The 13,155-nt window shown below is 70.0% G+C and carries 15 protein-coding genes; 5 read left to right on the forward strand and 10 right to left on the reverse strand.

What is annotated here, in order from left to right; all coding sequences use genetic code 11:
• Positions 1-192 precede the first annotated feature (192 nt).
• The 4 genes from FDP22_RS16455 to FDP22_RS16470 all read right to left on the reverse strand — a co-directional run bounded on the left by FDP22_RS16455 (position 193) and on the right by FDP22_RS16470 (position 3,185).
• Positions 193-906 (reverse strand): SDR family oxidoreductase, encoded by a 714-nt coding sequence (locus FDP22_RS16455; protein ID WP_138575354.1) that lies wholly within the window; start codon positions 904-906, stop codon positions 193-195.
• A 57-nt stretch (positions 907-963) separates the two neighbouring features.
• On the reverse strand, positions 964-1,638 hold the full coding sequence (locus FDP22_RS16460) for a peroxiredoxin-like family protein (protein WP_138575356.1): 675 nt from the start codon (positions 1,636-1,638) through the stop codon (positions 964-966).
• Positions 1,639-1,712: 74 nt separating this feature from the next.
• Positions 1,713-2,483, reverse strand: a complete 771-nt coding sequence (locus FDP22_RS16465) for an enoyl-CoA hydratase/isomerase family protein (RefSeq protein WP_138575358.1) — start codon at positions 2,481-2,483, stop codon at positions 1,713-1,715.
• Between the two features lie 72 nt (positions 2,484-2,555).
• The gene (locus FDP22_RS16470) at positions 2,556-3,185 is read right to left on the reverse strand and encodes a glutathione S-transferase family protein (RefSeq protein ID WP_138575360.1); all 630 of its coding nucleotides are present in this window, start codon (positions 3,183-3,185) and stop codon (positions 2,556-2,558) included.
• A 107-nt stretch (positions 3,186-3,292) separates the two neighbouring features.
• Here FDP22_RS16470 and FDP22_RS16475 point away from each other — a divergent pair, with 107 nt between their 5' ends.
• Positions 3,293-4,168: a LysR family transcriptional regulator gene (locus FDP22_RS16475; RefSeq protein ID WP_138575362.1), complete on the forward strand. Its 876-nt coding sequence runs from the start codon at positions 3,293-3,295 to the stop codon at positions 4,166-4,168.
• A 190-nt stretch (positions 4,169-4,358) separates the two neighbouring features.
• Here FDP22_RS16475 and FDP22_RS16480 read toward each other — a convergent pair whose 3' ends face one another.
• Entirely contained in the window at positions 4,359-5,627 is a 1,269-nt protein-coding gene (locus FDP22_RS16480; protein ID WP_138575364.1) for an MFS transporter, read from the reverse strand.
• A gap of 119 nt (positions 5,628-5,746) precedes the next feature.
• Here FDP22_RS16480 and FDP22_RS16485 point away from each other — a divergent pair, with 119 nt between their 5' ends.
• Positions 5,747-6,445, forward strand: a complete 699-nt coding sequence (locus tag FDP22_RS16485) for an ArsR/SmtB family transcription factor (protein WP_138575366.1) — start codon at positions 5,747-5,749, stop codon at positions 6,443-6,445.
• 730 nt (positions 6,446-7,175) lie between these two features.
• Here FDP22_RS16485 and FDP22_RS16490 read toward each other — a convergent pair.
• The 4 genes from FDP22_RS16490 to FDP22_RS24725 are packed head-to-tail and all read right to left on the reverse strand — an operon-like array spanning position 7,176 to position 8,665.
• On the reverse strand, positions 7,176-7,568 hold the full coding sequence (locus FDP22_RS16490) for a VOC family protein (RefSeq protein WP_138575368.1): 393 nt from the start codon (positions 7,566-7,568) through the stop codon (positions 7,176-7,178).
• A gap of 1 nt (position 7,569) precedes the next feature.
• Entirely contained in the window at positions 7,570-7,998 is a 429-nt protein-coding gene (locus FDP22_RS16495) for a YybH family protein (protein WP_205910805.1), read from the reverse strand.
• Positions 7,995-8,405, reverse strand: coding sequence for a VOC family protein (locus tag FDP22_RS16500; protein WP_138575370.1), 411 nt, complete (start codon positions 8,403-8,405; stop codon positions 7,995-7,997). The genes FDP22_RS16495 and FDP22_RS16500 overlap by 4 nt, the downstream gene beginning before the upstream one ends.
• 11 nt (positions 8,406-8,416) lie before the next feature.
• Positions 8,417-8,665, reverse strand: a complete 249-nt coding sequence (locus FDP22_RS24725; RefSeq protein ID WP_205910806.1) for an SDR family oxidoreductase — start codon at positions 8,663-8,665, stop codon at positions 8,417-8,419.
• Positions 8,666-8,938: 273 nt separating this feature from the next.
• Here FDP22_RS24725 and FDP22_RS16510 point away from each other — a divergent pair, with 273 nt between their 5' ends.
• Positions 8,939-9,736: an AraC family transcriptional regulator gene (locus FDP22_RS16510; RefSeq protein ID WP_205910807.1), complete on the forward strand. Its 798-nt coding sequence runs from the start codon at positions 8,939-8,941 to the stop codon at positions 9,734-9,736.
• 65 nt (positions 9,737-9,801) lie between these two features.
• On the opposite strand, the gene FDP22_RS16515 is transcribed toward FDP22_RS16510, so the two are convergent.
• Positions 9,802-10,983, reverse strand: a complete 1,182-nt coding sequence (locus FDP22_RS16515; RefSeq protein WP_138575376.1) for an MFS transporter — start codon at positions 10,981-10,983, stop codon at positions 9,802-9,804.
• Positions 10,984-11,181: 198 nt separating this feature from the next.
• Between FDP22_RS16515 and FDP22_RS16520 the strand changes: the two genes are divergently transcribed.
• Both FDP22_RS16520 and FDP22_RS16525 read left to right on the forward strand, forming a co-directional pair.
• Positions 11,182-12,087, forward strand: a complete 906-nt coding sequence (locus tag FDP22_RS16520; protein WP_138575378.1) for a LysR family transcriptional regulator — start codon at positions 11,182-11,184, stop codon at positions 12,085-12,087.
• Positions 12,088-12,265: 178 nt separating this feature from the next.
• A complete protein-coding gene (locus FDP22_RS16525) occupies positions 12,266-13,135 on the forward strand; it encodes a PhzF family phenazine biosynthesis protein (RefSeq protein WP_138575380.1) in 870 nt (289 codons plus the stop codon).
• Positions 13,136-13,155: the final 20 nt, after the last annotated feature.

Below are 13,155 nucleotides of genomic sequence, written 5' to 3' on the forward strand. Positions count from 1 at the left end.
GGTGCTCCTCTCGCCGCGCTTCAGCCTGAACGCCTTCCGCGCCGCCGTAGTCTTCGGTGCCTTCATCCGAATCCGCTGCTCCAGCCAGGGAACCTCAGCGGACGGCCCCTTCTTCAAACCATCCGGTTCCCGGGGGGGCAGAGCAAGGTCCGAAGCCGGTCCGGCGCAGGCGCAGGACCGGCAGCACCGGTGCTAGAACGCGGACCTGCCGATCGAGGCGCCCCCATCGACGTGCAGCGTCTGCCCGGTGACGAAGGCGGCATCGTCCGAGAGGAGATATTCGATCGCGGCCGCCAGTTCATCGGGGCGAGCGAACCGTCTCATGGGAACGCCGGAGAGGTAGCGGGCTTCGCCGTCGCTTCCAACCGGGTTGTTGGCCCGGAACAGCTCCGTTTCGGTCGGCCCGGGCGAGACGGCGTTGACGGTGATCCCGGTCGGGGCGAGTTCGAGCGCCCAGCTGCGCGTGAAGCTCACGAGGGCGGCCTTGGCGGCGGCGTAGCTCGTGCGTTCGACACTGCCCAGAACGGTGAGGCTGGACACATTGACGACACGCCCCCAGCCGCGGCTGCGCATGCCGGGCAATGCCGCCTGCACGGCCACCAGAGCGGGATGCAGGTTGACGCGCATCACCTCTTCCAGGGTCTCGACGGCGATATCGCCGAGCGGCGCCGCCCGGACCAGCCCGACGTTGTTGATCACGCCGTCCACATTGCTGTCCCTGACGATCCTGGCCAGATCCTCGTTGGCGGCGCGATCCGAGAGATCGAGCGCATGGAGCGGGCCCGGGAAGGTTCCGGTCGGGTTGCGGGCAATGCCGATGACGCCGTGGCCGCGGGCGGCAAGTCGGTGAGCGAGGGCGAGACCGATGCCCTTGCTGGCGCCGGTGATCAGGAATGTTCTCTTCATCGGACAGCTCCTCTGGCCCTGCCCCCGGGGAAGCAGGGCCGTCATGGGGGGAAGGGATCAGGCGGCGCGGCCTGACGCGAGGCGGAGGGCCGGAAGCATGTCTTCCGGTTCCGGACGGCGCGTGTAGTCTGGGTTCACCTCGGCATAGAGGATCACGCCATCCTGGCCGACGACGTAGCGGGCGGGCATCGGCAGCGTCCAGCTCGGATCGCCGTTGAAGGCCGGCAGGTCGTTCTTCAGCGACTTGTAGAGCTCGACCAGGTAATCCTGCATCTCGAAGCGCAGGCCGAAGGCCGCGGCCACGTCGTTATGCGGGTCCGACAGGATCGGGAAGGTCAGGTTGTTCTGGCGCAGCGACTTGCGGCTGTTGACCGGGTTCTGCGGCGAGATGGCGACAAGCTGCGCGCCCAGCGCCTCGAACTGCGGCAACGCTTCCTGCAGCGCCTGCAGTTCCATGTTGCAATAGGGGCACCAGACGCCGCGGTAGAAGCTGATCACCAGCGGGCCCTGCGCCAGAAGATCGGCGGAGGAAACCGTCTTGCCCTCGGGATCGGCGAGGCTGAAGGCCGGCAGCGTGTCGCCCGCCTTCAGCGCCTTCTGGGCGGCACCCGAGGCGATCAGCTCGGCGGTGGCGCGGTTCATGGTCTCGATGACGGAATGGGGCACGTTGAACGGCGGCTTGCCGGCCTGGAAATCGGCCTTGAAGGCATCGAGCTTGGATTGGAGTGTCATGGCTTTGCTCATCTTTTCTGAACGGGGAGACGTGCCGGGCGTCGCGCCGAAGCCCGGCGGGTGGAGGGGAGCGGTCAGCCGTCGGCTGCCATCGTGCGGGCCACTTCGGCGGCGCTGATGCCTTCCAGCGCCAGGCCGTAGCCGACACCTTCATCGATGATACGGCGCAGCTTCTGCGTCAGGGCAATGCGGGTGTAGCGGCTGGTGAGGGGCGGAAGCGCCGCCAGGCCTTCGGCGATCTCCCGCGCACGGGAGAGCAGCTTTTCGGCGGGCACGATCTCGTTGACGACGCCCCAGTCCCTGGCGGTTGCCGCATCGAGCACCTGGCGGGTCAGGATGAAATACCGGCCGCGAATGCTGCCGATCACTTCCGGCCAGAGCAGGTTGACGCCGTCGCCGGGCACGATGCCGAAGTCGAAATGCGGCTTGTCCTGGAACACGGTTTCCGGGGTGGCGAGGATGATGTCGGTCAGCAGCGCATATTCGGAATGCAGGAGGACCGGACCGTTCAGCGCGGTGATCATCGGCACTTCGATGTCGAGGATGTTCATGAGGACCTTCTTGCCCTCGCGATAGATCTTGTCGTAGCCCAGCGGCGAGAAGAAATCGAAGCCCTCGGGGCTGATCGCATCCATGAAGGCATCGCCCGAGCCGGTGAGGATGACGACGCGGTTGTCGGCGTCCGAGCCGACCTGATGGAACAGCTCGACGAACTGCTCATGCGTGTGGCCGTTGAAGACGAGCTTGCCGCCGTCGGTGTGGAAGGCGATTTCGAGGACACCGCTCGGCGAGCGCGTCAGCCGGGCATTCGGGAAGCTGTTCTTGTAGGTATCGAAGCGGGACATGGGGATACTCCTGTGTGGTGGTCGGGTTTCAGGGCCGGAACGGAAGAGGATGCGGGACAGGAAGCGCACGGGTCAGGCCGACGCCGGCGCTTCCACCAGCGCCTCGACGCGGGCGATGGCGCGCTGCACGGCAGGGCGTTCCATCACGGTCTCGAACCAGCGGGACAGGTTCGGGCGCGCGTCGAGCGTGAGGCCGGGGAATTGCCGGCGCCACAGCCAGCCGAAATGCGCGATGTCGGCGATGGTGAAGGCGTCACCGGCCATGAAGGCCTGACCGGCGAGCTTCGCATCGAGGAGGCCGAGAATGCGCTCGGCCTCGGCGGTGAAGCGGGCCTCGGCGATCGGCTGCGGCTCCGGCGAGAAGCGCTTGAAGAAGCCGGCGTTGCCGAAGGCGGGGCTGAGGGCCGAGGCGTGGAAGAAGAGCTGTTCGAAGACGCGGGCACGCGCCGCGCCCCCGGTCGGCAGGAGCGCCCCGGTCTTCTCCGCAAGGTGGACAAGGATCGCGGCACTTTCCGTCAGCACGAGGCCGCCATCCACCAGCACGGGCACCTTGCCGTTCGGGTTGAGCGTGACGAACGCCTGTTCCTTCTGTGCGCCGGTGCGGACGTTCACTGCCTTCAGCTCATAGGGAAGGCCGAGTTCCTCCAGCGCGATCGGCACCTTGACGCTGTTGGGAGTGGCAAAGGCGTGGACTTCGATCATCGTTCGTCTCCATCGGATCGTGTTCGTTGGAGAGAGGTATGACCATTCCGGCGCGCTTGCGGCAGGCGGCTTGAAGCCATATTGCTTATTCCCTGGGGGAATAGGCAATGGACCGATTTCAGGCGATGACCGCATTCGTGCGGGTGGTGGAGACAGGATCGTTCTCGCAGGCGGCCCGACAGGTTGGTGTCGGGCAGCCGGCGGTCTCGAAGACGATCGCGCAACTGGAAGACCGGCTTCAGGTCCGCCTGCTCATCCGGTCGACCCACGGCCTGTCGCCGACCGACGCCGGGGTTCGCTTCTACGAACGGGCGAAGACGGCGATCCATGAGGCGGACGAGGCCGAGACGGAAGCGAAGGGCGCGGGGGCAGGGTTGTCCGGACGCCTTCGGGTGTGCGCGGCCACCACATTCGCGCGGCTGATGATCATTCCGCGCCTGCCGGAGTTCCTGGAGGCCCACCCGGAACTGGACGTGGACGTGGTCCTCGACGACCGGATGATCGATCTCGTGTCCGAGGGCATCGACGTGGCGCTGCGCATGGGCGAACTCGCCGACTCCTCCGCCGTCGCGCGACGTCTCGCAACCGGCCGGCGGTCCGTGGTCGCGACCCCTGCCTATCTCGGGAAGCACGGCGTGCCGCAGGTGCCGGCTGACATCGCCGCGCATCAGGCCGTGGTCTATTCCCAGCTCGGCAGAAACTGGACCTTCCGCAAGGATGGAACCGAAGCGTCCGTCGCCGTCGCCGGCCGGGTTCAGTTCAGCGCGGCCGAGGGCATTCGCGCAGCGGTCAAGGCTGACATGGGGCTGGCCGTCACCTCGGACTGGATGTTCTGGCCGGAACTCCTGAGCGGCGAGGCGACACGCGTGCTGGAAGACTGGGAGCTTCCGAACATAGACCTCTGGGCGGTCTTCCCCACCGGGCGCCTTGCAAGCGCCAAGGCGCGGGCGTTCTCGGACTTCGTGGAGCGGGTCCTCGGGTAGGCTCGCGCTCCCTGGCGCGGGTTCACCAGTCCGCAGGGATGCACACAGGCCCGCATCCGGGACGCCCCCGAACGCAGGCTGTCGCTGAAACGAGGGCGCGGAGCGGCTGTTCCCGAGGCGTCCCGAGATGTCCGATGCCGCAGGGCCGCACGCGCGCCCTTGCCGGACAGGCGCCGGAGCGCCGCCCGGCTTACGCCCGCTCCCGCTTGCCGGGCCCTCCCCGCCGCCCCGCAAGGATACACCCGATCGCTGCCAGCTGGATCGCGGCAGCACAGGCGAACAGCATCTCCGATCCGGCCGCGCCCGTTCCCTCCTGCCCGCGCAGCAGGCCGAACGCCGCCGGCGCAAAGGCATACCCCGCCTGACCGATGGCGACGATCATGGGCACGACACGGGCAGTCTCGGCCGGGGTGAACTCCTGCTGCGCGATCAGGGGCGGCAGGGACGTGGCGTTGCCGATCCCCAGTCCGAACAGTACGATGCCGAGCAAGAGCCACGCCCCACCGTCACCCGCCGACAGGATGAACAGCAGCGAGCCGGCCACCTGCACGCCGTAGCTGGCCGAGGCGACCAAGCGGCGGTCGGCGGAGGCCGGCATCACCCACCCCACCATGGATCGCCCGAGGATCGCAGCCAGCGTGGCGCCGCCCATGGCGATGCCCGTCACCCCCTCGCCCAGCACCGGAACCAGCAGCGAGACCAGGTGCGCCAGCAGCCCGATCTGGGCAAAGAGCCCGAGCGTCATGCCAGCGGCGAGGGTTACGCATCTGCGGTCGCGCAGGATTGAGTGCCGGAGGGGCGATGCATTCCGGAGCGCCTGGTCCGGGAAGCGCGCTCCCTCCCTGCCGTCCGGGTGTTGCCCCAGGCTCTCGGGCGTGTGCCGGAACACCAGCACCGAAAGGAGCACGACGACGATGACCATGACCCCCCCGATGGCGAGGCTGGCGGGAACGAAGCCGACGCCCGCGATCACCGCGATCCAGAGCGGCGAGAAGATGGCGCCCCCCAGACTTGCGCCGTTATAGGCCATGCCCAGGGCCGCGGGGCGCCGCCGGTCGAACCACGGTGCGACCAGCGCATTCACGGCGGCGGCCCCCATCGTCACCCAGCCCGCCCCACTGGCCAGCGCGGAGAGGAACAGCTGCCATGGCTCTGCCGCCAGGGCCCAGCCCGCGATGCCGAGCGCCAGAAGGCCGGCACCCGCGGTGGTCACGGCCGGCACGCCGGAGTGCCGGTAGAGGCGCGGCAGATTGGACACCACCACGGCCCCCAGAAGGAAATGCGCCGTCACCGCCATCGAGACCATGGCCACCGGCCAGCCGGTCTGCGCGACGACGGCATAGAGAAACACCGGCGGGCCATAGAAGCCGACGCCCCAGCCGAAGGTGGCCAGCACGAAGGTGGCCGTGACGACATGCCAGCCAAAGAACGGGCGGGCGGCGGGTGCAGGTTGGTGCATGGAAATACCTCGTTGATTTCCCGCCGGTTGTCGCCGCAAATCCACCCCTGATGCTTCGGTGAGGGCCGAAGCATTCGCCCAGATTCTGTGCCAGAGTGTTTCCAGCCGGAGGAGCCCGCATGGCCACGTCGAACCGCATTGCCGAAGTTGCCGCCGCCGTGGGCGAGCCCGCGCGCGCCGCCATGCTGGCCGCCTTGATGGACGGGCGCGCCCTGACCGCGACCGAACTGGCCGGCGTCGCTGCGGTCACGCCGCAGACAGCCAGCAGCCATCTGGCCCGGTTGAGCACGGTCGGGCTGATCGCCGTCGAAAAGCAGGGCCGTCACCGCTATCACCGGCTCGCCGGCCCCGAGGTGGCGCGGATGATCGAAAGCGTCATGCAGATCGCCGGAGGTGTCCCGCGGCAGCGGCCCCCGCGCCGCGTCGGCCCGAAGGACGCGGCCCTGCGCGAGGCACGCACCTGCTACGATCACCTCGCCGGCGCGCTTGGTGTCGGCATCGCCGATGCCTTGCGCACCAGTGGCGCGGTCGAGATCGCAGGCGATGCGGCGGTCCTGACCGGGATCGGCCGGGCACGGATGCAGGACCTCGGCATCCTCGCGCCCGAGACGCACGGCGCCCGGCCCGTCTGCCGCCCCTGCCTGGACTGGAGCGAGCGCCGCCTCCATCTGGCCGGCGTCCTGGGGGCTGCCATCTGCGCCCATGCACTGGAGCGGAGCTGGGTTCGCCGCCGCCCCGGAACGCGCGCGCTGGAGGTCACGCCTGCGGGCAGGATCGGCTTCCGGGATGCCTTCGGGGTCGATCACGCTGCCGGCTGAGGAGCCCTGTCGCCCGGCAGCGCCCGGCAGCGCCCGGCAGCGCCCGGCATCGCCCGGCATCGCCCGGCATCGCCCGGCATCGCCCGGCATCGCCACGATCAACTGCCGTGCCCTGGAGCGCCTGCCGCGAGGCGCCTCGATCGGCCCGCGCCGCGCTCGTTCAGGGCCCGCGTCCATGGCAAGGCCATGTCGCGCACCAGCGGTGGCGGGCGGAACGCTCTCGTACCGGGCGCCTTGCGTCTCGTGCGATGGCAAGCCCCCCGGACCGCGCGGGGAATCTTGCGCTGTGCACATCGGTTGCCGGATCAGGCCCGTGCCATGCCGCCATCGGCGACGAGGTAGGCGCCTGTGGCAAGGCCCGAGCCTCCTGACGCCGGGAACAGCACGGCCGTCGCGATCTCTTCGGCACGCCCGCTGCCGCCGCGCGGCATTGCACGAGACGCAGCGCGGCTGCATGGTCACCGAAGGGATTCGGGCCGACGATCCGGCCGCCCGCGCCATTGCCGTGATGCTGGGAGCGCCGGGTTCGCCGGGATCACGCCCCTGACCACGCGGACACCATCACCGACCATATCCTGCCGACCCTTCGCGACCTTTCCTCCCTCGCCTGTGCCGGACGGGATCCGGAGACGCTGGTGAACTGCGCGGAGCTGGCGGGCAAGGCGCCTGCCCGGGCGTCCAGTTGCGCCCGGCGCCCCTTCGTGACGAGAGGCCCGGCCGGTCTCCCGGATCATGCGCTCTGGCAGACCGCCTCGAGATTGTTGCCATCGGGGTCGAGAACGAAGGCGGCGTAATAGCGGGGGTGGTAGCGTTCGCGAATGCCCGGCGCGCCAGTGTCGGTGCCGCCGGTGGCGAGCGCCGCCGCGTGAACCGCATCGACCTGAGCGCGGGTCACGGCGGTGAAGGCGACGTGGATGGGGCGGCCCGTGTCCTCCTCCCCATGGATCCAGAAGACGGGATATCCGTCGCGGCCGAAGCCGTAGCGCGGCGTGCCGCGCGCGGTGCGCGCCGGATCGACACTGACGACCAGCGACAGGCCCAGTGGCGCCAGCACGGCCTCGTAGAAGCGCCGCGATGCCGCAACGTCGGCCACGCCGATCTCGATGTGATTGATGATGTCCATATCATCCTTTCCCGATGCCGGTTCCCGCGCGCGCCTGTCCCGGCGTCGCGGGACCACCTTCACCGTCGCGCAGGCGGCATGCCGGGGCCTGTTCCAGATCCGCGTCGATGCGCGTGATGCGACCATCTGCGTCGACCGTGAGGTCCAGCCGGCCGATCTCATGGCCGAAATCGCCCGTGAAGTCGACGCGCAACCCGGCGCGGCCCTCCGCCAGGGGAGCGATGGAGAGCAGCCGCGTGACGGTGTGATAGCCGACAAAGAACCGCAGGATGTAATCGCGGATGCCGCGGTATCCGTCAAAGCGCTCGCCGGTGGATGGATCGTCGATCACGGCCTGCGGCGTGAAGAGCGCGGCAACGGCCTCCGGGTCGCCGGCATTGAAGGCTGCGATCAGCGTGTCGGCAAGGCCGCGCATGGGGTGGTCGGTCATCGCTGCTGTCCCTCGTGCTGCCAGCTCTTGTGCACGAATTCGAGGGAATAGCCGTCCGGGTCGCGAATCTGCGCGGCGTAATAGCGGGGATCGTAATGAAGCTGCGGCCCGGGCGGGTGGATCTCCCCTGCCCCGGCGGCCATCGCCGCGGCATGCGCGGCATCCACCATCGCCTGCGAGGTCGCGACCAGCCCGACATGAACCGCACCGGGCGCGGCGGCCCCCTGTCGCAACCAGAAGAACATACGCCCCTTCGCCCCGAACCCCTTCAGGTCCGGATGGCCGGCCGGACCATCCTTGCCGTCATGGTCGAGCCGGGCGGTGATGCCGAGAACCGGAAGAACCTGTTCGTAGAAGGCAAGCGAACGCCCGGTGTCGCTTACCGTCAGGAAGATGTGGTCAAGCATGGTGTTTCCCTTCAGATCCTGTAGGCCTCGATGGTCTGCGCGTTGACCCGGCGATGGTCGTCCGCCGGAAGCCGGGCGATCAGGCAGCCGACGTCATCCGGCTCGCCGAGGCGGTCGAGCGCTGTCTGGCCGGCGTGCAGCGCCTCGAACTCCCCGAGCATGCCGCCGCCGGGATCCGTGCTGACGGGGCCCGGTGCGATTGCGTTGGCGCGAATGCCGCGATCTCCGTGGCGCCAGCGGCGGCGGGATGGCTGTTGCATGTGAGGATGACGCCCATGCGGTGCCGGGCGGCGCTGGCGCCGGTGATGATGACGGTGCTCATGTCTGTGCTCCTTCGCTCTCGCTGAGACAGAGATAGCCCCACGGCGCCGGCGCCGCTCACCCGATCCTGCCCCCTTCTTGCCCATTTCTGCTTTTTCGTTGCCCGAAAGGGCGATCCGTGCAAGCGAGGGAGCATGGAAACACACCTCGCCGAACTGCGTGCGCTGGCGGCACGCGCCGGGAACCGGCGGACGGAAACCGGGATCCCCCGCGTGGCGATGGTGCAGGGCGTGATCCCCGAGCATCAGCTTGCCGCCGTCTACGAGCCGATGGTCAATCTGATCCTGACGGGGTCCAAGACGATGACCGTGGGCGACCGGGCGCTGCGCTACGATCCGGCGACGTATTTCGTGATGTCGGTCGACCTGCCCGCCGTGGGCGCCGTCCACCCTTCCGGCGACGGCGCACCCTATCTCGCCGTCAGCCTCACGATCGAGCCTTCCGTGGTGGCCACCTTGCTGGCAGACATGCCCAAACCTGCCGAAAGCCCGCTCTGCAGCCCGGCCTTCTCGGTCGCGGCGGTGACGGCGGATCTGCTGGACGCCTGGGTGCGCATGCTGCGCCTGATGGACCGGCCGGAGGAAATCGCCGCGCTCGCGCCCTCCTTTGAGCGCGAAATCCTGTTCCGGGTCCTGCAAGGCCCCATGGGCTGGATGCTGCGGGACATCGCCATGCCGGGCACGGCGCTGTCGAGGATCGGGGTGGCGATCCGGTGGATCAGGGAGAACTTCGGCAGCCCGATCCGCGTCGAGGCGCTGGCCGAGATGGCGTCGCTCAGCCTGTCCGCCTTCCACCGCCACTTCAAGGCGGCAACCGCGCTCAGCCCGCTGCAGTATCAGAAGCACGTCCGCCTTCTTCACGCCCGCGCCATGCTGCTCGGGGGCGCGGGAAACGCGACCGAAGTGGCCTTCCGCGTCGGCTACGCAAGCCCCACGCAATTCAGCCGGGAATACGCGCGCCAGTTCGGGCTGCCGCCGTCCCAGGACGTTCTGCGGGTGCGGCAGCGATGAAGCGGAGGCCGGCCGTGAATGCCTTCGCGCGGTGCGGCTCCGTGGGGCGGGAACGCGCGAAGGGCTCAGGCGGTGCGCAGGCGGGTCGCGCCGCGCCGGTCCAGCGCGCCGCTCCACAGGGTGAGGCCCAGCGCCCCGGCCACCAGCACCCCGCCCACCCAGGGCGTGGCGGCGAGGCCGAGCGAGCTGTCGACCACGCGCCCGCCCAGCCAGGCGCCCAGCGCGATCCCGAGGTTGAAGGCGGCGATGTTGAGCGCCGAGGCGACATCCACCGCTCCGGGGCGCACGTCGCGCGCGAGCTGCACCACATAGAGCTGCAGCCCCGGCACGTTGGCGAATTGCAGGAAGCCAAGCGCCGCCAGGGTGATGACGGCCAGCACCGGGGAGACCGCGGTGAAGCTCAACAGCACCAGCACCGCCGCCTGCAGCAGGAACAGCACGCTGAGCGCGCGCACCGGGCTGGCGTTCGCCACGCGCCCGCCCGCCAGGTTGCCCAGCGCGATCGCCACGCCGTAGACCACGAGGATCAGGCTCACCGAAGCTTCGGGAAAGCCGGTGATCTCCTGCAGGATCGGGCTGAGGAAGGTGAAGGCCACGAAGGTGCCGCCATAGCCCAGCGCGGTCATGGCATAGACCAGCAGCAGCCGGCCGGAGCCGAGCACCCGCATCTGGTCGGGCAGCGACGCCGGCGCCGCGCGGCGCAGGCTGCCGGGCAGCAGCACGGCAATCGCGGCCAGCGCCACCGCGCCCAGCCCCGCCACGGCCCAGAAGGTTGCCCGCCAGCCGAAGCTCTGCCCGATCAGCGTGCCCAGCGGCACCCCGGTCACGATGGCCACGGTGAGCCCCATGAACATGAGCGCGATGGCCGAGCCGCGGCGGTTCTCCGGCACCAGGTCGGCGGCGATGGTCGCCCCCACCGAAAAGAACACGCCATGCGCGAAGGCCGAGAGCACCCGGGCCACCAGCAGCACCCCGTAGCCCGGCGCCAGGGCCGCGGCGACGTTTCCGAGGATGAACAGCGCCATCAGCCCGAGCAGCAGTGGCTTGCGCCCCAGCCGGCCGGTGAGCGCGGTGAGCACCGGCGCGCCGAAGGTGACGCCCAGCGCGTAGACGCTGACGATCAGCCCGGCGCGCGGCAGGGTGATGGCGAGATCGGCCGCGACCGTCGGCAACAGGCCGACGATCACGAATTCCGTGGTCCCGATCGCATAGGCCGCGATGGTCAGGGCTAGCAGGGCGAGTGGCATGTCGATGATCCGTTTCAGGCAGGAAGGGAAAGTGGAACGGGGAATATGCGCCCCGCGCCCGGCCGCGATAATCCGCCGCCGCATCGCATCATCTGTGAAGATGTTTCACGGGCGTGAGCACGGGGACGGACACGGGCACGGACACGGCCGCGCCACGGCGCTATGCTGCACCCTCGCGCAACGCTGCGGAGTGCAGGGATGGACAACAGGTTCGGCGAGATGAGCGTCTTCGTGCGCGTGGTCGAGAGCGGAAGCTTCTCCGCCGCCGCGCGCCAGCTGCGCATGGCCCCCTCCACGGTGAGCAAGCTGGTCGCGCGCATGGAGGACCGGCTCGGGCTGCGGCTGCTGGACCGCTCCACCCGCAAGCTCGCCCTCACCGGCGAGGGCCGGCATTATTTCGAGCGCTGCACCGGCATCCTGGCGGACATCGACGCGCTGGAAGGCAGCCTGGCCCGCGATGCCGGACAGGCCGGCGGCACGGTGCGGGTGAGCAGCTCGGTGGCCTTCGGAAGCCTCGGGATCGAGCCGCTGCTGCCCGCCTTCTGGGCGCGGCACCCGGGCATCCGGGTGGACCTGTCGCTCTCCGACGACATCGTGGACCTGTATCTGGACCGCACGGACGTGGCCTTCCGCATCGGCCCGCTGGCGGATTCCGCCCTCACCGCGCTGCGCCTGGGGGCCACGGAGCGCCGGATCGTCGCCGCGCCGGGATATCTCGCGGCCCGGGGCACGCCCGAGCGCATCGAGGATCTCGACCGGCACAATTGCCTCGGCTTCAACTTCCGCCGCGCCCGGCCGGTGTGGGAGCTGCGCGAGGGCGTGCGCGAGACGGTGCGCGTCGGGCGCGGCTCGCTGCTGGCCAACAACGGCGACACCATCCGCCGCCTCGCGCTGGCCGGTGCCGGGCTCGGACGGCTGGCGGAGTTCCACGTGCGCGCCGACCTCGCCAGCGGCGCACTGGTCGAGGTGCTCCCGCGCTGCGGGCGTGACACGGAGGACATCCACGCCGTCTTCCTCGGCGGCCTGCACATGCCCCAGCGCCTGCGGCTGTTCCTCGATTTCATGACCCCGCGCCTGCGCGCCTTCGTGGCCGGCTCCGGCTGAGGGGCCGGGAGCAGCACCCGCCGGGAAGGGTTGCCAGACCGGCCCCGGAGCGGGCATTCTCGCGGCCGCCCACCCCCGGGCCACCATTCACGGGCCGCCGGCACCGCGCCGCGCACCCCCTTCCGGAAGACCGCCGCGCGCGCCCCGCCCGGCAGCTTCCCCTGAGGAGTATCGGGCCATGACGCCGATCAGCTATGTGGACGTGTTCAGCGCGCGGCCGTTTCTCGGCAATCCGGTCGCCGTGGTGCTGGACGGCACCGGGCTGGACAGCGCCCGGATGCAGGCGATTGCCCGCTGGACCAACCTGTCGGAGACCACCTTCTGCCTGCCTCCGGAGGCCCCGGAGGCCGATTACCGGCTGCGCATCTTCACCCCGTCCTGCGAGCTGCCCTTCGCCGGGCACCCCACCCTGGGCTCCGCCCATGCCCTGCTCCAGGCCGGGCGTGTGCGCCCGCGCGACGGGGTTCTGGTCCAGGAATGCGCCGTGGGGCTGGTGCGTCTCACGGTGACGCAGGGCGATGCGCGGCGGAGCCTTGCCTTCGACCTGCCTCCGGCCCGGCACCAGCCCCTCACCGACGCCGAGATCGCGGAGGCGGAGGCCTGTCTCGGGGCGCCCCTGCTGCGCGGGCCCTGGCCGGAGATCGTGGATGTCGGCCCGCGATGGGTCGTGGCGGAACTGGCCGACGCCGCCAGCCTGCTCGGGCTTGAGCCGCAGTTCCAGCGGCTCGCGGCGCTGGAGCGCCAGCTCGGCGCGACGGGATTCACCCTCTACGCGCGCCACCCCGAGGGTGCCGCGGCCGAGATCGAGGTCCGCTCCTTCGCCCCCTCCGGCGGCGTGGAGGAAGACCCGGTCTGCGGCAGCGGCAACGGCAGTGTGGCGGCCTTCCGGCTGGCGCAGGGCCGCATTTCGCCGGACCACGTCTATCTCGCCACACAAGGCAGCCGCATGGGCCGCGACGGGCAGATCCGCGTGACGCTGGAGAACGGCCAGGTGCGCATCGGCGGGGATTGCGTGTCCACCGTCATCGGCACCCTCAACCTCGGCTGACCTTCGGGGGGCCTTCTCGG

Origin of the sequence: Paroceanicella profunda (assembly GCF_005887635.2) — a bacterium.
Lineage (GTDB): Bacteria > Pseudomonadota > Alphaproteobacteria > Rhodobacterales > Rhodobacteraceae > Paroceanicella > Paroceanicella profunda.

Coding starts and splice junctions, on each gene's coding strand:
- FDP22_RS16455 (WP_138575354.1), bottom strand. CDS start 906: ATGAAGAGAACATTCCTGATCACCGGCGCCAGCAAGGGCATCGGTCTC.
- FDP22_RS16460 (WP_138575356.1), bottom strand. CDS start 1,638: ATGACACTCCAATCCAAGCTCGATGCCTTCAAGGCCGATTTCCAGGCC.
- FDP22_RS16465 (WP_138575358.1), bottom strand. CDS start 2,483: ATGTCCCGCTTCGATACCTACAAGAACAGCTTCCCGAATGCCCGGCTG.
- FDP22_RS16470 (WP_138575360.1), bottom strand. CDS start 3,185: ATGATCGAAGTCCACGCCTTTGCCACTCCCAACAGCGTCAAGGTGCCG.
- FDP22_RS16475 (WP_138575362.1), top strand. CDS start 3,293: ATGGACCGATTTCAGGCGATGACCGCATTCGTGCGGGTGGTGGAGACA.
- FDP22_RS16480 (WP_138575364.1), bottom strand. CDS start 5,627: ATGCACCAACCTGCACCCGCCGCCCGCCCGTTCTTTGGCTGGCATGTC.
- FDP22_RS16485 (WP_138575366.1), top strand. CDS start 5,747: ATGGCCACGTCGAACCGCATTGCCGAAGTTGCCGCCGCCGTGGGCGAG.
- FDP22_RS16490 (WP_138575368.1), bottom strand. CDS start 7,568: ATGGACATCATCAATCACATCGAGATCGGCGTGGCCGACGTTGCGGCA.
- FDP22_RS16495 (WP_205910805.1), bottom strand. CDS start 7,998: ATGACCGACCACCCCATGCGCGGCCTTGCCGACACGCTGATCGCAGCC.
- FDP22_RS16500 (WP_138575370.1), bottom strand. CDS start 8,405: ATGCTTGACCACATCTTCCTGACGGTAAGCGACACCGGGCGTTCGCTT.
- FDP22_RS24725 (WP_205910806.1), bottom strand. CDS start 8,665: ATGCAACAGCCATCCCGCCGCCGCTGGCGCCACGGAGATCGCGGCATT.
- FDP22_RS16515 (WP_138575376.1), bottom strand. CDS start 10,983: ATGCCACTCGCCCTGCTAGCCCTGACCATCGCGGCCTATGCGATCGGG.
- FDP22_RS16520 (WP_138575378.1), top strand. CDS start 11,182: ATGGACAACAGGTTCGGCGAGATGAGCGTCTTCGTGCGCGTGGTCGAG.
- FDP22_RS16525 (WP_138575380.1), top strand. CDS start 12,266: ATGACGCCGATCAGCTATGTGGACGTGTTCAGCGCGCGGCCGTTTCTC.